Genomic DNA, 19,414 nt, shown 5'->3' on the forward strand with positions numbered 1-19,414 from the left:
TTTTATTTAGAAAAATCTTTTTCGCTCTTTGCCATACTCATGCCGGACTCATAAACGACATATTGGTTACGTCCGTGTTTCTTTGCATGATATAGTGCAATATCTGCCTTTTCATAAAGTTCTTCAAATGTCTTTCCGTCTTCCGGGTAAACAGCCGTTCCAAGACTTCCTGAAATATGGGCTTCCGGTTCTAAGGCGCTTCCAATTAAACTACATAAATTTTCCAAACGGGCATACAGATCCATGCTATAAGAGACATCTTTTAGTAAAATTATAAATTCATCCCCTCCGAGACGTCCAAAGATATCCTCTCTTCTTAGAGCAGATTTTAGTCTTGATGCTGCACAGTGAAGTGCTTTGTCACCAAATTGGTGCCCGTAGTTATCGTTTAGTTGTTTGAAACGATCAATATCCAACATAATAAGAATGTGATGCCCATTGCTTTCATGGAAAGCGTGACGAATGGTACGGATAGCAGCGGCCCGGTTCAGCAGTCCAGTTAAAGAATCCTGTTCCGAAAGTTCCCGTAAAGTAAGTGCCTCCCGTTTTGATGCATCAATATCTTTAATCAGTATAAAGGCCTTGATGGCATCCGTGTATGGATCACAGACGATTTGAACCATACTCTGAACCCAATAAATGCTTCCATCTTTTTTTAAACGACGGTGTTCCAATTTAAGAGATCGGTCGCCCCTGTAATAATGATAAAGCATCTGATTTTTATGGAAAAATTTAAGAAATCGTTCCCGGTCTTCTTCATAGATCTCTTTCTTAGCAATGTAAGCCATAATGTCAGAAAAAGAACGGACAGCATAGTCAGGTATTTCCTGCTTTAACTCGCCAATGATTTCTTCAAAAAGGTCAAACTTTAGATTGTATTCATAATAGCCGATACAATTTTTTTTCTGTTCCCGCATGTATTCCATCCATCTCTGGTAAGCAAGTTCTTTCTCATACTGATCTGTAATATCCTGATAAGAAATAATGCTCCGTAAGGGCTTTTGATCTTCCCTACATAAGAGAGTGTAATGCTTTGAAAACCAATGATAATTTCCTGACCCCGTTTTCAATCTTACAATGCATTCGCCTTCTGGAATTCCCTGCTCCATGTTCTGATAAAAATCTAAAAAGTCAACAATACTCTCTTTATGTACAATATCATGTTCAATTAGAAATTCAGGTGAAATGGGGAGCGTATACGAGGAAGGGAAAATCCGGGTGAATTCTGGTGAAGAAGATATAGTTCTTGATGAAATGTCATAGATGCTGATAAGACATCCGGAATGCTGGCTTGCCAAGCGGTATTGTTCCTCACGGACTCTTAATTCCTGCTGGTATTTCTTATAAGAAGTAACATCTGTCATGGAACAGTACAGAATTCCCTCTTCTGGTGCATAGTTTATTTCCATGGAGATAAACATGGGATTTTCAGCGTTTGTTGTTTTGAATCCCAATTGAAAGGGGGATTCAAAGGTTGTAAGTTGTTGGCGCAATTCATCTCGAAACGAGGGATAATCCTCCTCGTAGACCAGATCCGACATGGAAAACGGCGACTGAAACCATGTTTCCACCATTTGGTTGAAAGTTAAAATGGTAAAAGCTTCATCGTCCTTGATCTTTAATATGCCGCATGGAATGCGATCTAAAAAATATTCTCCGTTCATTGTTATTTTCTCCCATAAGTGCTTTCGAAAAAATAGACTCTAATTAGATTATATGAAATGGGAGTCGAAAGTATGACTATAATTACCTCCTGTGAGATATAGGAAAAAAAAAGTCTTACTTCCAATCACGAGACCGTGAATGGAAGTAAGAACTTTTTGGGGTTTTGAGAGATTAAAACCTGTCCCGATAGAGATAGACGGGTCTTCCCTTATCCATCTTGCGTTCCAATTCTCCCTGAATGAGGGGCAGTGCATAGGTTTCGAATTCTAAAGTAACATCAGTACCGTGCTTGCTGATCCACTCAGAAGGAAATAGTTTCTCTTGATTACAGACTTGATTGACATCCACACAGATACATTCCATTTGATAAGGGGAATTGCAGATGCGCTTAAAAGCGATCATCATACCTGTTATTCCGTTCAAAGCAGCTTTTATACCTTCTTTACCAGCCTCTATGGATTCGGTAATATCAGTGGCAGAAGTCATCATACCACTGCAACGCTGATTCACATTCAGTTCAATGGAACGAGCCTTGACACCGAAATGATTTCGCACAAAGTTTTCCAGGATTTTACCGCTTCCTGTCAGCATCTTGTGCCCAAAAGTATCCAACTGGGCTTCATCTGCATACTCGCAGATAAATTTACCACGTGCGTCAGAAAGTCCTTCTGATATACAGATAATGACAGAATTTGTTTTTGAGAGAGCAGTTTCCACATCGGAGGTAAACTGTTCAAAATCAAAGCTTGTCTCTGGTAAGTAAATAAGTAGGGGATTGTCCCCTTCATATTTTCGGGCAAGGGAGCTAGAAGCAGTTAACCAACCGGCATGACGTCCCATCAATTCGACTATAGTAACTGATTTTTGCTGATAGACAGAAGAATCTAAAACGATTTCACGAACTGTATTGGCAACGTATTTTGCAGCACTGCCAAATCCAGGGGTGTGATCGGTAAGTACTAAGTCGTTATCAATGGTTTTTGGAATTCCGATAAAGCGGATGTCCGAACCATTACTAGCGGCATAACGGGACAACTTGCTCACTGTATCCATAGAATCATTTCCACCAATATAGAAAAAATATCCAATGTTACTTTCTCTGAATTTCTCAAAAAGTGCCGAATAAAAAGGTGATGTTAAATCATCGGGAAGTTTATATCGGCATGAACCAAGATAGGCAGAAGGCGTTAATTTTAGAATTTCAAGTTCTTCTAATGTTAATTCTTTGGTTAAATTAATATAATGACCAGACATGAAGCCTTCGATGCCGTTGATCATACCATAAACCTGGTCGATCTCTTCGTGAGCCATTCCTTCTTTTATAATGCCGTAAAGGCTTGCATTGATTACTGCAGTAGGACCACCTGACTGCCCTACGATTGCATTTTTCTTCATGTATCGTTTCCTCCAAATTTACATGTGCCAGAAGCACTTTCCCTATTCTATAATAGAACGATCATCTTTGCAATGGAAAAGGGCACAAAAACGACAAAAAACGACATACAAATCAAAAAACATCAGGAAAATAGGTGAGAAGATAGGCATGGTAATATAAGGAAAAAAGGGCCAGAAAAGGGAGGAGCCGGTGAAATGTGGGTTTCACCGGCAAGTTATGAAAAAAAGTTTTACTAAACAAGTTTGGAGTTGTTCTTGCTTATAATTTAAGTATAGTAATAAGATGTGAAAAAACTTTGGAGAGGATGTAAACTTTTTTTGTACGGCTTGTGAAAACTTTGTGAATTTACCGATTCATTATTTTATGTGAGATATAGAAAAGTGTTGGTTTTTATAGTATAGTAGAGGAGTTTAATCTTTGAAATAAATAGGGAAGAAAAAAGGAGGAAAATATGGCTAAGTTATATTTTAGATTCGGAGCCATGGGAAGTTCTAAAACAGCAAATGCGCTTATGACGAGATACAACTTTTTAGAGAAGGGAAAACGTGTATTACTTGTAAAACCTGATATAGAAACCAGAGATGGTCAAAATATGGTCAAATCCAGATTGGGAATTCAAGCCGAGTGTATTTTGTGGTCGGAATTACAAAATTACGATGAGAGAACGGTAAGAGGGTACGATGCTATTATTGTAGATGAGGTTCAATTTCTACAAGAATCAGATATTGATCTGTTGGCATCTATTGTTGATGATTATAAAATCCCGGTTTTGTGTTATGGACTTCGTACCGATTTTGCTTCTCATCTATTCCCTGGATCCAGACGATTGATGGAGCTGGCAGATGATATTACAGAGTTAAAAACTGTATGCTGGTGTGGAAAAAAGGCAAACATGAATGCACGAATCGATGAAAAAGGACAAATTTTGAGGGATGGGGAACAGATTTTTTTAGGAGCCAATGATAATTATGTGTCTCTGTGCAGGAAACACTATAAAGAAGGAAAAGTAAAACCAGATGAAACAGTGGATTGATCAGGAGTAGCTGGTATAATTTAACGGAGAATGACTCATCTTAATGAAAACAGGATTTAAAAGAAACACAAAGAGAGGAATTCGTATGGGGAAAAGAAAAAAGAAGGGAATATTGAAAGAATTTAAAGAGTTTGTACTTCGTGGAAATGTAGTTGACTTGGCAGTTGGTGTAATTATTGGTTCTGCATTTCAAACCATTATAAAATCATTGGTACAGGATGTGATAGCTCCATTGCTAGGCGTTTTCACTGGAGGAGTTGATTTTACAAATCACTTTATTCTTCTTTATCATCCGCAGGAAGGAGAGTCGGTTCGTTCTTTGGCAGAAGCACAAGCATTTGGACCGGTATTTGCTTATGGCTTGTTTCTTACGTCTGTGATTAATTTTTTAATTATGGCGATTGTAATATTTTTCATGATCAAAGCGATTAACGTACTAAATGGGACGAAAACGGGACAATTAACTGTCCCCTCAGAAAAAAGTTGTCCCTACTGCTATAAAAAGATCAGCACCAATGCAAAACGCTGTCCCTATTGCACAAGCCAGTTAGATTCTAACAATCAGACATCCGGATAAAGGTTATAAACTACAATAATTCAGATAGGCGTCTAAGTAGAAAATGGTAGTTGATAATGCCGTATCCCCATATGTTATTGGGATAACGGTATTCAACACTGCGCATGGCGGTTCTAACTAGCATTTGATTGATTTGTTCTCCTGTGATGTAAGTGAAATTTCCTTTCCCCTGAGTCCATTCAAAAACAATGGCAATGACACCAGCTGCATAAGCAGCTGCAGCTCCGGTTCCGGTCAATGTACCATATTTGTTATCAGGAATTGCACATGGGATGAGGTAGCCAGGAGCGGCAAGATCTGGCTTAACCAGATCGGTTCTTGTATAACCGCGGCTGGATTCAAGTACAATCTGTTCCGTTTGTTCCTTGTAGGCGGATACAGTCAGAATGCGTCTGGTATTGCCAGGAGCGGTAATGGTTGTATTTGGATCAGGGCGTAAAAAGTAAGTACCATCCGTTATTAAATTCTGGGAAGGCAACCATGCATTAAAGGAGAAAAAGGAATTATCTGAGCTTATTAACCGAAATTGCCAGATGCCTGGAGTGGGAGATACAAACCGTAGTAGGATTAACTGATTCCCACTTCCTCGTTCAAATGCCATGTTATTAATCCATACAATCCCTTCGCTTAATTGAAATTGTTTTTTTATGCAATCATCAAACGATGGTTCGATTCGGGAAATGATTTCTTGATTGGGATTAATGATTTGGATGGAGAGTCTGCTTGGTATATTGGGCCAGATCTCCATGGAAAACATGGTCTCCTCCAATCCTACCCTTAGTTGAAACTCATGGATGAATGGAGGATATAGGGTTTGATTGTAATAATGTCTGTTATTGTTGCCTTCATTTCCAGCAGAGACAGAAATACCGATATCTGGCAACTGTACCAACTCATTTAAGTAATTACTTAAAATGCCTCTGCCATCATGATCTCCCTGGCTGCTTCCTAAGGCGATACATAATACAATCGGGCGCTTTAGTTTTTTTGCTAATTGGGTTAAATAACGGACCCCAAGGATGATATCGCTTTCCTGAAAACATAATTTATCTTCTGGAATGCAAAACACATCTTTGAGATTCTGCTTGGCCTCTTTTAATTTAACAACTGCAATATTTGCATTGGGAACAACACCACGAAAAACGGGTGTCGTTTGTTGGCTTCCCGCAATAATACTTGCAATCGCTGTTCCATGTCCATTTGTGTCAGTGACCGGTACCATGGATAGAGGGTCATGAAATACAAGAGATTGATTGATCGCAGCCTTTGTGTATTCACTGCCAAAAGTAAATCCTTTGGGAGGAGTTCCTTCCTGATTGGTTTGGTCCCAAATGGAAAGAATTCTAGTGGTCTTATCATTGTTTAGAAAAACTGGATGCCGATAGTCGATCCCCGTATCAACAATACCGATGATCACGCCCTGTCCATATAAGTTTAATGTCTGGTTATCATCAGTTTGTGCATATTTCATTGGTTGTGGTTTGGAATCGATTTCATAGCCTAGCTCAGAATTTAATGTATACAAAGTCGGAAATAGATGGTATTGATTGAATCCAAGATCGCAGCGATCCATATTTTTTTTTGATACGTGAAGTAAGGACTGGTGGTCGGTTAGCGGAGTGATATCATCACCAGCATGATTGGTTGGAATTAACAGATTCTGAATGAAGAGATCATAATAATCATTGTTTAGTATTTTCATCATAATAGATTCCCCTCTTGGTACTCCGACAGTTCTATGATACATAGTATTCTTGTAAACAATTTATATGAGTACTCCTTTGGAATGTATAATTTTATGATTCATAATGAAAAGTTTTTGCATACTATATATCATATGTGTAATCTGTTATAATTAGGGAGGCCGATCATGCAAAAAATTATAGACGATAATTATTATGATATTATTATCAGTAACGTTATGGAATCGGCTTACAATACAGGAGATAACATAACCTTTATGGATCTGAGAAATTCTCTGGCTCATATTCCGGTTCCTAATTCTTCGGTGAATCCATGTGATTTAGGTACTTATTCTTATAATGCATTTCCATCATTGTTGACCTTGAGTGCAACTTTGAGTTTAGAGAGATCTGGAATTATAACGGTGCAAAGCAATCCTTTTTTGGCATTGTTTGGAAGAGGCGTGTTAGTGGCAGTAATTGACACCGGAATTGATTACCAGCATCCGGCATTTTTATATAACGATGGAAGCACTAGAATCCTATCCCTATGGGATCAGACAATCCAAGATGGGGAACCGCCTGAAGGATTTACATATGGAACTGAATATACAAGAGAATATATTAATATGGCACTAAAATCCGAAGATCCCTTATCGGTTGTTCCGTCAGTTGATACCAATGGGCATGGGACTGCAATTGCAAGCGTCATGGCTGGAAAGCCGAACATAAGTCAAGCATTTTCTGGTGTTGTTCCCGAAGCAGACCTTTTAATCGTAAAATTAAAGCCTGCAAAAGAAAATTTAAAGAAAATATTCTTTGTTCCTGAGAACGTTTTATGCTACCAGGAATCGGACTTAATTATTGGCTTGAGCTACGTAACGACCATTGCCCAGCAATTAAACCGACCCATTGCGATCTGTATTGCAATGGGAACAAATCAGTCAAGCCATGACGGAAGAGGTGCAACGAGTTATTTTACTAATTTTCTTAGCCAACAACCTATGATAGGTGTCTCAATCTCCGCTGGAAATGAGGCAAATAAACGACGTCATTACTTTAATAATACAACGGAGGGGCCTTATTCAAACAGTTTTGAATTACGGGTGGGAGAAAATGATAAACTTTTTGCCATAGAACTTTGGCCTTTTGCACCGGCAAGACTATCCATAGAAATTACGACTCCAAACAAAGAGACCACAGGGGAAGTTTTTCCAGCTTTTGGAGACTGTAGACGATTTTTCTTTGTATTTAATGAAGGCGTTGTATATATTAATAATTATATATTTGAAGAAGAGACCGGTGACCCAATGATTTTAATGCGGTTTCAGAACCCGCTGCCTGGGATTTGGACAATTCAATTAAAAAATCTGGATCAGGAACCGTTTTCCTTCCATACGTGGCTGCCTTCTGGAGATATTATTTCAGAGAATACTTTTTTCTTAAATTCCAATCCAGATACCACCATTACGTCTCCAGGCAATGCGACCAGTCCACTTACGGTTACCGCATATAATCAGATTAGTGGAAGTATCCTTACGGAATCAGGGAGAGGCTATACAAGAACTGGTTATGTGAAACCGGATGTTGCGGCACCTGGGTATCAGATCACTTGTGCACTTCCAGGAAACCAATATGGAACCATAACCGGTTGCGGAGCCGCTGCAGCACAGGCAGCAGGAGTGATAGCAATGGTCTTTGAATGGTCCGTTGCAAGAGGGAATTATACCAATATTACAGGGAATGATATCAATCGTCTGCTTATTCGTGGGGCGCAGCGAAGCAGTAACAATACCTATCCAAATAACATATGGGGATATGGACAGATTGAAGTTAACCGTCTATTTGAACGTCTTACGAATATATAAATGTTGGAATTTAATTAAAAAATAATTTATTTTTATTTCTTTGAATACTTTGCCTGATATAGGCCATAATAGAATTATACCAAAGATAAGTGAATACTTATCCTCCCCTTTTAAAAAGCCCTGTTTGCGGCAAAGGCGTCGCAGACAGGGCTTTTTTTGTCATCGATTCAATATAAGGTGCGGTGTATTTCAATGTGTTGGAGCTACGGCTTGAAAAGTTTGAAATAAACTGGTATACTCTGTCTTAAAATGTCCATTGATATCATGTATTTTGAAAGGCGAAGGGAATGAAAGAAAAGAAAAAGAGAAAGCTGTTTTCATTCTGGTCAAAATTGTCCCTGCAAACAAAAATGAACTATATTGCAGTTAGTGGAGCATCGGTCATTCTATTATCGATCACTGCTAGTTTACTTGTCGCTGGATATGGAATGAGAGGATTCAGTTCCGTGTTAAAAAGCAATTCCCAGAGTTTGGCCTTGTGGTCGGCGATTGAGAATGAAAAAAATACATTTGCATCCTACATAAGAGAGCAGACAAAAGAAAGTTATATTTCTTATGAGGCTGCATGCAAAGATACAAAAAAATCCATCGAGGAACTCTCTTATGATTACAAGAAAATTGGAAGATACCGGTATGCAAAGGTTTGGTCCATTCGCAATTTGTATAAAAATTATTCGCAATACCGGGATAATTATTTATTTGTGTCAACGAAGGATCAATCCGATACAAAAAAACTTTACACCATATACCGACTTCAGGGTTATCTTACTACTTACGCAGGTCAGCTAGAGCAGATGACGGTGAAAAGTGGAAATGAAAGGTATGAAAAAGAAAGATATCTATTGGTAATCTTGCCTGTGGTAAGCTTGATTTTGGGCGCGCTTTCTTTACTTTTTGTTCGATTGCTAAAACAATCGGTTCATAAAAGTATTATAAGACCGGTGATAGAACTGGCCAAGGATTCCGTTAAAATTGGACAGAATGATTTTTCAGGGAAAGATATAATAACAGAAGGAGAGGGAGAAGATGAGATCGCGAAACTGGTGACTGCGTTCGCTAGAATGAAGTCATCAACGAAAGGTTATATCAATGCATTAACAGAGAGACATGCCATGGAAAAGCAGTTAGAGCAGGTGCGTCTGCAAATGCTGAAAAACCAGATCAACCCTCATTTTCTCTTTAATACTTTGAATATGATCTCCAGTACAGCGCAGATAGAAGATGCAGAAACTACGGAAAAGATGATATCCGCACTTAGCAGCCTGTTTCGCTATAATTTAAAATCAACGGATTCCGTTATGCCGCTGGAACGTGAATTAAAGGTAGTGCGTGACTATATGTATTTACAGCAGATGCGTTTTGGCCAGAGGATCCGTTATAAAACGGATTGCGATCCAGAAACACTAGACATTCTAATCCCATCATTTTCTCTGCAACCGCTGGTGGAGAATGCGGTAATGCATGGGTTGTCGTCTACCTGCAAAGGGGGGATAATCCTGATCCGTTCTTGGATAAGAGATGGAAGACTATGGATTTCTGTTGCAGATACTGGAGTAGGAATCCCAGAAGAGAAACGAAAGAAAATCTTGGAATCATTAAAATACAGGGATGAAAAAAACACAGGAATCGGAGTCGGGAATATCTATCGGAGAGTTCATGGGATGTATTCGGATGGAGATGTTTTTCTTTATAGCAGTTCTGGTAAAGGGACAGCCGTACAACTTGCTTTTACCCCAAGTAACCATAGAACATGACAGGGAGAATACGATGTATCACATTTTGTTAGCAGATGATGAACAAATTGAACGAATGGCTTTGGCTAGAAAACTAAAAAAACACTTTGGTGACAACATTACAATCAGTGAAGCTGCCAATGGGGCGGAGGCATTTACGCGATTTGAGGAGGAAAGAAACCAAATTGTTATATTAGATATTGCGATGCCAGAGTTAAATGGAGTAGAGGCAGCGGAGCAAATTCGCATGTTGAGTGCGGACTGCGTGATCATATTTTTAACGGCATATGATGAATTCTCTTATGCCAAGAGAGCCATTGTAGTCCGGGCTTTGGATTATCTGCTAAAACCCTGTGATGAAGAAGAACTGCTATCTGTTATGGAAGAAGCCATGCGATTGGTTGATAGCCGGATTTTGTTCATTGGAAAGGGATCGGCAAATCTCCAAACGGATTCCAAATGGAACTTAGATATGGATCCAGATGATTTTTCTGGAGGGGATTCGAAAAAAGAAGTGGCCGAAACCATACGAGATTATATTATGAAACATTATATGGAAGAGATTTCGATGCAAGATGCAGCCCAGATGCTGCATTACTCGGATGCGTATTTTTGCAAATTGTTTAAACAGTGTTTTGATCAAAATTTCACATCTTACTTGACAAAGGTACGGATTCGAGAGGCAAAAAAGCTTTTGATGAATAAAAAGGCAAGTGTAAAAGACGTCAGCAGCCAGGTGGGATATTTTGATTCCAATTACTTTGCCAAGGTGTTCAAGCGAATTACGGGTATGCTGCCCTCGGAATTCAGAGACTGTAAAAGTGCACAAAAATAGCACATATAATTTATGCAAATTGTCGAAAGCAACCATTGGGATGTTAAAATATTCTTCTTAGAGGACAAAGATTTACGGTACAAATGAAAGCTTCAAGTTATATAATTGAGAAAGTATTAAGGATATCGCCAAACCTTAATGAATCGATTATGTATACCTGGGGCTTATTTTTTTGCTTTTTAGGCAGGTACAGGTGGGAAGGAAAGGAATTGTATGAAGAAATTCTTAAAAAAATTAGCAGTAGGCATATTGACAGCTGCTCTTGTAGCCAGTCTTGCTGGTTGTGGTTCTGTAACATCTGGAAAACGAATTATTCGCATTGCACATGCACAGTCGGAGACCCATCCAGAGCATTTGGGCTTACTTGCATTTAAACAGTATGTGGAGGAAAATCTGGGAGATAAATACGAGGTACAGATTTTTCCCAATGAAATTCTTGGATCAGCTCAGAAGGCAATAGAATTAACACAGACAGGAGCCATCGATTTTGTGGTTGCTGGAACGGCTAATTTAGAAACCTTTGCTGGTGTTTACGAAATATTTAGTATGCCTTATCTTTTTAATTCAGAAGAGGTCTACCAATCCGTGATGCAGGATACGGACTACATGCAATCCATCTATGCATCTACGGATGAGGCTGGGTTTCGGGTTGTTACCTGGTATAACGCTGGAACCAGAAATTTTTATGCCAAAACCCCAATTCGCACACCGGATGATCTGACAGGGATGAAGATCAGAGTTCAGCAAAGCCCTGCTAGTGTATCGATGGTTAATGCGTTTGGAGCAGCAGCAGCACCAATGGGATTTGGTGAAGTTTATACTGCAATCCAACAGGGGGTGATTGATGGAGCGGAAAACAATGAGCTTGCATTAACCAATAATAAGCATGGGGAAGTCGCAAAGTATTACTCTTACAATAAACACCAAATGGTGCCAGATATGCTGGTTGCTAATTTGAAGTTCCTTAATGGATTAAGCCCACAAGAATATCAAGTATTTATAGATGCTGCAAAACTGTCTACAAAAGTAGAAATGTCTGAATGGGATAAAAGCATAGAAGAAGCAAAGAAAACAGCGAAAAATGACATGGGAGTAGAATTCATTGACGTTGATATAGAGCCGTTTAAAGAAAAGGTACTTCCTCTTCATGAAGACATGCTTAAGAAAAATCTGAAAATTGTTGATTTGTATAAACACATTCAAGAAATGAACGAGAAAGCAAAGGGAGGACAATAATATGATGGCAATTCAGAATCTGAAAGCTGGGATCATGAAAGTGTTAGGTGTCGTTATTATCTTTCTTTTTGCAGCGATGACATTAATTGGAACGTATCAGATCGTAACAAGATATTTTTTCAACAGACCAAGTACCATATCAGAAGAACTGCTGACCTATACCTTTACCTGGATGTCCTTGTTTGCATCTGCCTATGTATTTGGTCAAAAAGATCATATGCGTATCGGATATATTGCAGATAAAATAACTGGGACACCAAAAAAATATCTGGAATTTTGCATTGAAATCCTGGCATTTGTGTTTGCAGGAGTCGTTATGGTATATGGCGGACTTGCAATTACTAAATTGACAATGATTCAAACAACTGCGTCTTTGCGGATTCCTATGGGTTATATTTATGCAGCAGTTCCGGCATCAGGGTTACTTATTATGATATTTAGTGTGATGAATGCGATTGATATTCTGCATACAGATTTTAGCAAGAAAAAGGAGGAAACGGTATGAGTATTCCTGTGTTTTGCGGATTGATCATATTTGTACTTTTATTAATTATGTTGGTTGCAGGCGTGCCGGTGGCTGTCGCACTGGCGGTCTCATCCATATGTGCAATTTTACCAGTTTTAAATACAGGTGCATCTGTACTAACCGGAGCACAGAGGATTTTTTCTGGTATCTCGGTGTTTAGTCTTCTTGCCATCCCATTCTTTATCTTGGCAGGAAATATTATGAATAAAGGCGGTATCGCCATTCGACTCATTTACTTTGCTAAGCTGTTTACTGGGAGAATTCCAGGAGGACTTGCACACACCAATGCAGTTGCAAATATGCTGTTTGGTGCAATCTCTGGTTCAGGAACTGCAGCAGCTTCTGCAATGGGATCGATCATTGGACCCATCGAGGAAGAGGAGGGGTACGACCGTGACTTCTCTGCAGCTGCCAATATTGCAACAGCACCAACCGGACTAATGATTCCTCCAAGTAATGTTATGATTACCTATTCTTTGGTAAGTGGAGGAACCTCTGTTGCGGCACTTTTTATGGCAGGCTATATCCCAGGTATTTTATGGGGACTCGCTTGTATGATCGTTATATTTTTCCTTGCAAAGAAAAAAGGCTATCAGAGTGCGGAATGCTATTCTGCACGGGAAAAGGTTAAGATATTTTTACAGGCGATTCCCTGTCTTCTTATGATTGTAATTGTAATTGGAGGAATCATCTGTGGGATCTTTACAGCCACAGAGGGAAGTGTAGTTTCCGTTGTATACAGCCTTATTTTATCTCTGTTTTTTTATAAGTCATTAAAATTATCAGAGCTTCCAAAGTTGTTTTTAGAAAGTGCTCAGATGACAGGGATTATTATTTTCCTGATCGGCGTATCTAGTATCATGAGCTGGGTCATGGCATTTACTGGAATTCCAAGTGCTATATCTGATGCAATGTTAAGTATTAGCAACAACCGATATGTAATCTTATTTATAATCAATATTTTATTGCTTCTAGTGGGTACCTTTATGGATATGACACCAGCGTGTCTAATCTTTACTCCGATATTTTTGCCGATTTGTCAAACATTGGGTATGAATACCATTCACTTTGGTGTTATGATGATTTTCAATCTATGTATTGGTACCATAACACCTCCTGTAGGGACAACTCTATTTGTAGGCGTAAAGGTGGGGAAAACCAAGATTGAGAACGTAATTCAACCCCTGCTTTTATATTTTGCAGCTATTTTCGTAGTGTTAATTCTAGTATCTTATATTCCTGCCCTGTCGTTATGGCTGCCGGGACTTCTAGGTTACGTATAATATAAGCGATTTGTCAAGTGCCTCTTTCTCAAGAATATATACCGGTGGAAGGAGGCTTAAAGTCATAATAACAAAAAACATTTTGCAATATTTATCAATATGTTATATACTGTTTGATGGAGTAATACAAGAATGAACAGATAAAAGGATGGTTTTAGACATGACTATTTTAGAAAATTGGAGAAATCTAGCTTATGGAGATGAGTTAGATGAGAACGGGAAAGAATCATTGTGGTCCGCATATTTTTCAGTAGAAAAAGGGATCTATGAGCATATTCTTACAAAATCAGAAGAAGTGGTGGAAGGTACCATAGAAGAACTAGCCAAGAGATATGGCACAGATGTTCAGACGATGACTGGTTTTTTAGACGGAATCAATGAGAGTTTAAACGGTTATGAAAATCCGATCGAGACGATGGATGAGACGACTGTGGTTAAAATCGAAATTGATCCGGAAAAACTCTATTATAATATGGTAGAGGCTAAGGCTGAATGGCTGTATGAACTTCCCCAGTGGGATAGTATTCTGACACAAGAGAAGAGAAAAGAACTCTTTAAGAAGCAGAAAGCATCCGGTACCATTGTAAAAGAAACAAAGGTTGGAAGGAATGATCCGTGTCCTTGTGGCAGCGGCAAGAAGTATAAAAAATGCTGTGGACGCAACCTGTAATCAAAACAGAAGTCAGGAAAACAGGTACCTCTTATGGGCTACCTGTTTTCTTTTTAAAAAGCGCAAAGAAATAGAATTGTTTTAGGCAGAAAGGGAACGCAAGTGGAGGCATATACAAATTTTGCAGAAGTCTATGATCTGTTTATGGATAATATCCCTTATAAAGACTGGTGCAGTTATGTGGCTGACCTGTTACACGATTGCGGGATTAAGGATGGACTGGTCCTTGACCTGGGATGTGGCACTGGTAGCCTGACCGAATTACTGGCAGATGCAGGATATGATATGATTGGCGTGGATAATTCAGAGGATATGCTGCAGATTGCTATGGATAAGAGGGCGGAATCTGGTAAGGATATTCTTTATCTGAAGCAAGACATGAGATCGTTTGAACTCTATGGAACTGTACGTGGAGTTTTGAGTATTTGTGACTGTATGAACTATATTATAGAATATGATGAACTAGTGGAAGTTTTTCGTCTGGTCAACAATTATCTAGATCCTGGTGGAGTATTTATTTTTGATTTAAATACCATATATAAATATGATACGGTTATGGGTGAATCCACCATAGCAGAGGATCGGGAGGCATGCAGTTTTATCTGGGAAAATTTTTATGATAAGAAGACCCGGCTGAATGAATATGATCTGTCTTTGTTTATTCAGGAGGAACATAACTTATATCGGAAATATTCAGAGAATCATTACCAGAAAGCATACACAATTGATGAGATTTTGTCTGCGATAAAAGAAGCAGGCATGGAATTTGTTACTGCGTATGAGGCGTTTACCAAAGATCCGGTAAAGGAAGACAGTGAGAGGATCTATATGATAGCAAGGGAACATGGAAAGGAGTATAAGGATGTCTGATTATATTGTAAGAGCGACAGCAGGAAACCATCAAATACGTGCATTTGCTGCGACAACCAAAGAATTGGTGGAACAGGCAAGACAAGCTCATAATACTAGCCCAGTGGCAACTGCAGCTTTAGGCAGACTTTTAACGGCTGGAAGTATGATGGGGATTATGATGAAGGGATCACAAGATCTTCTTACCATCAAGATTCAAGGAAGTGGTCCCATGAAGGGATTGACAGTAACTGCAGATTCCAAGGGGGATGTAAAAGGTTACGTCTTTAATCCAGAGGTGATGCTTCCTCCCAGCGCAGCAGGCAAACTGGATGTTGGTGGTGCTGTAGGAGAAGGCGTTTTAAGCGTAATCAAAGATATTGGTTTGAAAGAACCTTACATTGGACAAACCATTTTGGTAGGTGGTGAGATCGCAGAGGATCTGACTTATTATTATGCCACATCGGAACAGACTCCTTCTTCCGTAGCGCTTGGAGTGCTGATGAATAAGAACAATACGGTAAAACAGGCAGGCGGCTTTATCATACAGTTGTTACCAGGTGCTTCGGAAGAGATAATCGAGAAGCTGGAGAAAAAATTAGGTGAGATTACGTCAATCACTACATTGTTGGATGAAGGAAATACTCCAGAGATGATACTGACCCATATTTTAGGTGATTTTGGTCTGGAATTCATGGAGCAGTCATCAACCAGATTTTTCTGCAATTGTGACAAAAAAAGAGTGGAAAAAGCATTGGTTAGCATTGGTAGAAAAGAATTAGAAGAGATGATAGCTGACGGAGAATCCATTGAAGTCAATTGCCATTTCTGCAGCAAGAATTATGAATTTACAGTGGAAGATTTAAAAGTACTGTATGAAGAAGCAAAGAAATAGGGTGAATCGTGGCAATGCAATTTGGTGAACTCCCTTTTCCGATCAAAAAGAGCCATCCTAGGATGGCTCTAATCGTAATCATGTGAAACAATATAACTTCTTCCTTTATATTGAAAAAAGGTACACTGATAAGTCAATGATTATAATTTGGTAACGTTTGTAGCCTGTGGGCCTTTCGCTCCGTCTACTACATCAAACTCTACAGCTGCGCCTTCTTCTAAAGACTTAAAACCGTCCATCATAAGACCTGAGTAGTGTACGAAAACATCGTTACCCTGTTCGTCGGAAAGAAATCCGTAACCCTTTTGGTTGTTAAACCACTTAACTGTACCTTTCATTATGATACCTCCAAAACAAAATAAAATTGTACTGTTACAGGCTATCTGTAACTTCCCTAAGAATAGCATAAAATACATAAGGTGTCAAACATTTTTAAGCATAAAAAAAGAAGAAATTATTAAAAATAATAGAAAGAAAAATGTGTGGTAAATTCAGAGCAGATTATGGTAAAATGGGGAAAGATTCCTAGAGGGTCAGGAAGGAATATAAGATGAAATTGAGAAATCTATGGGGGCATATCTATACGATTAATGAACATAAAATCAGAGTAATGAAAAATTGCTTTCGCGTGGGGTTAATCAAACAGGGTTTGCTTCATGATATGTCAAAATACAGTCCAGAAGAGTTCTTTCCTGGTGTATTCTATTATCAAGGAGACAGAAGCCCCAATGCTGCTGAGATTGAAGAAAAGGGGTATTCAAAAGCCTGGTTACATCATAAAGGAAGAAATAAACACCACTGCGAATACTGGATTGATTTTTCTACGAATCCAGAGAAAGGGCTGATTGGTCATAAGATGCCGTTAAAATATGTGATTGAGATGGTTATGGATCGGATTGCTGCTTCCAAAACATACAAAGGGAAAGACTATACAGATTCTTCTCCCTGGGACTATTATGAACAGGGAAAGGCTTTTATGGTGATTGCACCTGAGACAGAAGCGTTGTTGGAGAAATTGCTTTTGATGTTAAAAAATGAAGGGGAAGTAAAAACATTTCAGTCTATCAGAAGACTTCTGAAAAAAGGGGATTATTGTTAAGAGTAAATCGCATTCGCATTGGAACAAAAAAATATGGTAGCTATGGCAGGAGCAAAAAATAAGATGGAATTTGTAATCAGCAGGACAAAGCGATCGTTTGAATTTAATATGGCACAAAGTCATTGGCACCCTTATTATGAATTGTTTTATCTGGTTTCTGGTCGTTGTAAGATATTTATCAATCACACCTTATATTATATAGAACCGGGAGATACAATCCTTATTTCCCCAGGAGAAATTCACCGGACGACTAGCTATTCCAGTCAGGTGAATGAAAGGGTCACGTTAAGCTTTGATCGGGAATATCTTGATTCTATGTTACGGTTGAGTGGCCCAGAAAATACGGCTTATATTTTCCGGAATTCAAAGGTATCTCTTCCAGAAGGAAGGCGAGCTTATATAGAAGAGCTAATTCAGAAGATGGAATATGAAAATGCGGATCAGGATGGGTATTCTTATCTTATGAAACGTAATTATTTATATGAAATGTTAGTTCTTCTTTCTAGGAGTCAAGATGTGAAGCCAATACCAGTGAAATTAGAGGTAACAGAAAAAGCAATTGAAGAAGCGGCAGAATATATCTACCACAACTATTATTCTCAAATTACATTAGAAGAAGTGGCAGACCGGATCCATATGAGTCCAGCTTATTTTTCCAGAAAATTCAAGACGGTTACTGGATTTGGATATAAAGAATATTTGACGAACATTCGCATTCGAGAATCCGCTCAGCTATTGTTAAATACACGCAAATCCATCACGGAGATAGCCGTTGAATGCGGATTTACAGATGGAAACTACTTTGGGGATGCCTTTAAAAAGATAAAAGGAGTTTCCCCCAGAGTGTTTCGAAAAATGCAGGGAATCGTTTAAATCCACATTTTATTCTATCGGCACAGATGATTGATTAGATGTTTGATATACAGAAGGAATGTTTCCCGCTCCTTTAATAAATCAGGATCATATAAGATATAAGTAATCTTATCTTTATATTCTTTCTGAAGATTAGGGGACCACAAAGGAGTAAACTGAGGAAGATAGCATCCGCTCTGTCTGGTGTAACAATTTTTGGCGGTTGCTTTTTTTCGGGCATTCCTATCTACATATTCTGCCACACTTTTGTGAATGGCTTTATCTTCATAAATCAGATAATAATAATTTTTATAATCTGGATAAAAATACTTTAATTCGCCCTCATAGAGATCGATGGTTATGGTCATTGTATCATCTCTGGCCTCTAAAAGAACAAGAGAATTCGATTTTGAAAATTCAACGGGAACAGAATATCCGTTTGTTAATGTCAGCTTCAAGAAAGGGTGCTTTCGCCCAAACAGATCTATTTGATTGGAAACTTCATGGTGATTCAGCGTAAAATCGTGTTCCAAAAAATCTGGGTAATTTAATATAGGAAGAATCAGGGGCATTCCTTTTAAATCATCCTCATTATGTAAGATCAGAAGATCAAACAGAAATTCATCTTTTGACATAAGATAATCTTTGTAGACTTCGATTAACTGCCCCCCAGAATATAAATCCTTTCGTTCTATTTTTAAAAAAGCCTCAATGGATTTTTGCTTTAAGCTTGAAAGACCTAAAAGTCCACGGTACGGGCGTATCTTTTTGTAAATATCCAGACTTTCCACTTGAGAAAAATCATAAGGAAGGTTGTGAATTAGACAACGCTTCAATAGATAGGGGATATCAAAGCCATCCCCATTAAAATGTATGACTTTTTTATAATTTTTTAAAAAATCGAAAAAAGTTTTTAAAACTTCCACTTCAGCTTCTAGAGTATCTGCGAACCACTGGACCAGTTTCCAGTTGCCCTCCCTGTAATAGGTACAACCAATTAAGTAAAGGGTTGAGTATTGACCGGAAAATCCGGTGGTCTCTATGTCAAAAAAGAGTAGGTCTTCTTTGCTTCCCAGCCGTTCGACTGGATAGGTTTCTTCAAATTCAATTGTCTTTGATAGGGTAATCATATGTGATTTCGTCCTTTCTTACCGTTATATTATAGTCGAACGGGAAAGGTTCGTCAACGACTACCAGAATATTTGTTCGATGATC

General features: G+C 38.6%; 18 protein-coding genes. 13 read left to right on the plus strand and 5 right to left on the minus strand.

Annotated elements, in window-relative coordinates; all coding sequences use genetic code 11:
- Positions 1 to 2: 2 nt before the first annotated feature.
- Positions 3 to 1,664, minus strand: a complete 1,662-nt coding sequence (locus tag EFT72_RS10025) for a diguanylate cyclase (RefSeq protein ID WP_124066784.1) — start codon at positions 1,662 to 1,664, stop codon at positions 3 to 5.
- Positions 1,665 to 1,836: 172 nt separating this feature from the next.
- Positions 1,837 to 3,060, minus strand: a complete 1,224-nt coding sequence (locus EFT72_RS10030) for a 6-phosphofructokinase (RefSeq protein WP_124066785.1) — start codon at positions 3,058 to 3,060, stop codon at positions 1,837 to 1,839.
- 452 nt (positions 3,061 to 3,512) lie between these two features.
- Here EFT72_RS10030 and EFT72_RS10035 point away from each other — a divergent pair, with 452 nt between their 5' ends.
- Both EFT72_RS10035 and mscL read left to right on the plus strand, forming a co-directional pair.
- Entirely contained in the window at positions 3,513 to 4,094 is a 582-nt protein-coding gene (locus EFT72_RS10035) for a thymidine kinase (protein WP_124066786.1), read from the plus strand.
- Between the two features lie 109 nt (positions 4,095 to 4,203).
- Positions 4,204 to 4,671 carry a large conductance mechanosensitive channel protein MscL gene (gene mscL / locus EFT72_RS10040; protein ID WP_243109991.1) on the plus strand — a complete coding sequence of 156 codons (468 nt, stop codon included), beginning with the start codon at positions 4,204 to 4,206 and terminating at the stop codon, positions 4,669 to 4,671.
- A gap of 10 nt (positions 4,672 to 4,681) precedes the next feature.
- Here the strand turns inward: mscL and EFT72_RS10045 are convergent, their stop codons facing one another.
- The gene (locus EFT72_RS10045) at positions 4,682 to 6,376 is read right to left on the minus strand and encodes a S8 family peptidase (protein ID WP_124066788.1); all 1,695 of its coding nucleotides are present in this window, start codon (positions 6,374 to 6,376) and stop codon (positions 4,682 to 4,684) included.
- A 165-nt stretch (positions 6,377 to 6,541) separates the two neighbouring features.
- Here EFT72_RS10045 and EFT72_RS10050 point away from each other — a divergent pair, with 165 nt between their 5' ends.
- The 9 genes from EFT72_RS10050 to hslO all read left to right on the plus strand — a co-directional run bounded on the left by EFT72_RS10050 (position 6,542) and on the right by hslO (position 16,248).
- On the plus strand, positions 6,542 to 8,221 hold the full coding sequence (locus tag EFT72_RS10050) for a S8 family peptidase (RefSeq protein WP_124066789.1): 1,680 nt from the start codon (positions 6,542 to 6,544) through the stop codon (positions 8,219 to 8,221).
- A gap of 287 nt (positions 8,222 to 8,508) precedes the next feature.
- The gene (locus EFT72_RS10055; RefSeq protein ID WP_124066790.1) at positions 8,509 to 9,975 is read left to right on the plus strand and encodes a histidine kinase; all 1,467 of its coding nucleotides are present in this window, start codon (positions 8,509 to 8,511) and stop codon (positions 9,973 to 9,975) included.
- Positions 9,976 to 9,988: 13 nt separating this feature from the next.
- The gene (locus tag EFT72_RS10060; RefSeq protein ID WP_124066791.1) at positions 9,989 to 10,789 is read left to right on the plus strand and encodes a response regulator; all 801 of its coding nucleotides are present in this window, start codon (positions 9,989 to 9,991) and stop codon (positions 10,787 to 10,789) included.
- 213 nt (positions 10,790 to 11,002) lie between these two features.
- On the plus strand, positions 11,003 to 12,025 hold the full coding sequence (locus tag EFT72_RS10065) for a TRAP transporter substrate-binding protein (protein WP_124066792.1): 1,023 nt from the start codon (positions 11,003 to 11,005) through the stop codon (positions 12,023 to 12,025).
- Between the two features lies 1 nt (position 12,026).
- Complete coding sequence (locus EFT72_RS10070; protein ID WP_124066793.1) at positions 12,027 to 12,530, plus strand: TRAP transporter small permease; 504 nt, start codon at positions 12,027 to 12,029, stop codon at positions 12,528 to 12,530.
- A complete protein-coding gene (locus EFT72_RS10075) occupies positions 12,527 to 13,834 on the plus strand; it encodes a TRAP transporter large permease (RefSeq protein ID WP_124066794.1) in 1,308 nt (435 codons plus the stop codon). The genes EFT72_RS10070 and EFT72_RS10075 overlap by 4 nt, the downstream gene beginning before the upstream one ends.
- Positions 13,835 to 13,994: 160 nt before the next feature.
- A complete protein-coding gene (locus EFT72_RS10080) occupies positions 13,995 to 14,504 on the plus strand; it encodes an SEC-C metal-binding domain-containing protein (protein WP_124066795.1) in 510 nt (169 codons plus the stop codon).
- Positions 14,505 to 14,606: 102 nt separating this feature from the next.
- The gene (locus EFT72_RS10085; RefSeq protein ID WP_124066796.1) at positions 14,607 to 15,374 is read left to right on the plus strand and encodes a class I SAM-dependent methyltransferase; all 768 of its coding nucleotides are present in this window, start codon (positions 14,607 to 14,609) and stop codon (positions 15,372 to 15,374) included.
- The gene (gene hslO / locus EFT72_RS10090; RefSeq protein WP_124066797.1) at positions 15,367 to 16,248 is read left to right on the plus strand and encodes an Hsp33 family molecular chaperone HslO; all 882 of its coding nucleotides are present in this window, start codon (positions 15,367 to 15,369) and stop codon (positions 16,246 to 16,248) included. The genes EFT72_RS10085 and hslO overlap by 8 nt, the downstream gene beginning before the upstream one ends.
- Before the next feature lie 140 nt (positions 16,249 to 16,388).
- Here the strand turns inward: hslO and EFT72_RS10095 are convergent, their stop codons facing one another.
- Entirely contained in the window at positions 16,389 to 16,586 is a 198-nt protein-coding gene (locus EFT72_RS10095; RefSeq protein ID WP_124066798.1) for a cold shock domain-containing protein, read from the minus strand.
- Positions 16,587 to 16,798: 212 nt separating this feature from the next.
- Here EFT72_RS10095 and EFT72_RS10100 point away from each other — a divergent pair, with 212 nt between their 5' ends.
- Both EFT72_RS10100 and EFT72_RS10105 read left to right on the plus strand, forming a co-directional pair.
- Positions 16,799 to 17,347 (plus strand): DUF5662 family protein, encoded by a 549-nt coding sequence (locus tag EFT72_RS10100; RefSeq protein WP_124066799.1) that lies wholly within the window; start codon positions 16,799 to 16,801, stop codon positions 17,345 to 17,347.
- 33 nt (positions 17,348 to 17,380) lie between these two features.
- On the plus strand, positions 17,381 to 18,220 hold the full coding sequence (locus tag EFT72_RS10105) for an AraC family transcriptional regulator (protein WP_243109989.1): 840 nt from the start codon (positions 17,381 to 17,383) through the stop codon (positions 18,218 to 18,220).
- Positions 18,221 to 18,234: 14 nt separating this feature from the next.
- Here the strand turns inward: EFT72_RS10105 and EFT72_RS10110 are convergent, their stop codons facing one another.
- Positions 18,235 to 19,329 carry a ribonuclease H-like domain-containing protein gene (locus tag EFT72_RS10110; protein WP_124066800.1) on the minus strand — a complete coding sequence of 365 codons (1,095 nt, stop codon included), beginning with the start codon at positions 19,327 to 19,329 and terminating at the stop codon, positions 18,235 to 18,237.
- Between the last annotated feature and the right edge of the window lie 85 nt (positions 19,330 to 19,414).

The organism is Clostridium sp. E02 (assembly GCF_003833015.1).
GTDB lineage: Bacteria > Bacillota > Clostridia > Lachnospirales > Lachnospiraceae > Lacrimispora.

Coding starts and splice junctions, on each gene's coding strand:
- EFT72_RS10025 (WP_124066784.1), bottom strand. CDS start 1,664: ATGAACGGAGAATATTTTTTAGATCGCATTCCATGCGGCATATTAAAG.
- EFT72_RS10030 (WP_124066785.1), bottom strand. CDS start 3,060: ATGAAGAAAAATGCAATCGTAGGGCAGTCAGGTGGTCCTACTGCAGTA.
- EFT72_RS10035 (WP_124066786.1), top strand. CDS start 3,513: ATGGCTAAGTTATATTTTAGATTCGGAGCCATGGGAAGTTCTAAAACA.
- EFT72_RS10045 (WP_124066788.1), bottom strand. CDS start 6,376: ATGATGAAAATACTAAACAATGATTATTATGATCTCTTCATTCAGAAT.
- EFT72_RS10050 (WP_124066789.1), top strand. CDS start 6,542: ATGCAAAAAATTATAGACGATAATTATTATGATATTATTATCAGTAAC.
- EFT72_RS10055 (WP_124066790.1), top strand. CDS start 8,509: ATGAAAGAAAAGAAAAAGAGAAAGCTGTTTTCATTCTGGTCAAAATTG.
- EFT72_RS10060 (WP_124066791.1), top strand. CDS start 9,989: ATGTATCACATTTTGTTAGCAGATGATGAACAAATTGAACGAATGGCT.
- EFT72_RS10065 (WP_124066792.1), top strand. CDS start 11,003: ATGAAGAAATTCTTAAAAAAATTAGCAGTAGGCATATTGACAGCTGCT.
- EFT72_RS10070 (WP_124066793.1), top strand. CDS start 12,027: ATGATGGCAATTCAGAATCTGAAAGCTGGGATCATGAAAGTGTTAGGT.
- EFT72_RS10075 (WP_124066794.1), top strand. CDS start 12,527: ATGAGTATTCCTGTGTTTTGCGGATTGATCATATTTGTACTTTTATTA.
- EFT72_RS10080 (WP_124066795.1), top strand. CDS start 13,995: ATGACTATTTTAGAAAATTGGAGAAATCTAGCTTATGGAGATGAGTTA.
- hslO (WP_124066797.1), top strand. CDS start 15,367: ATGTCTGATTATATTGTAAGAGCGACAGCAGGAAACCATCAAATACGT.
- EFT72_RS10095 (WP_124066798.1), bottom strand. CDS start 16,586: ATGAAAGGTACAGTTAAGTGGTTTAACAACCAAAAGGGTTACGGATTT.
- EFT72_RS10100 (WP_124066799.1), top strand. CDS start 16,799: ATGAAATTGAGAAATCTATGGGGGCATATCTATACGATTAATGAACAT.
- EFT72_RS10105 (WP_243109989.1), top strand. CDS start 17,381: ATGGTAGCTATGGCAGGAGCAAAAAATAAGATGGAATTTGTAATCAGC.
- EFT72_RS10110 (WP_124066800.1), bottom strand. CDS start 19,329: ATGATTACCCTATCAAAGACAATTGAATTTGAAGAAACCTATCCAGTC.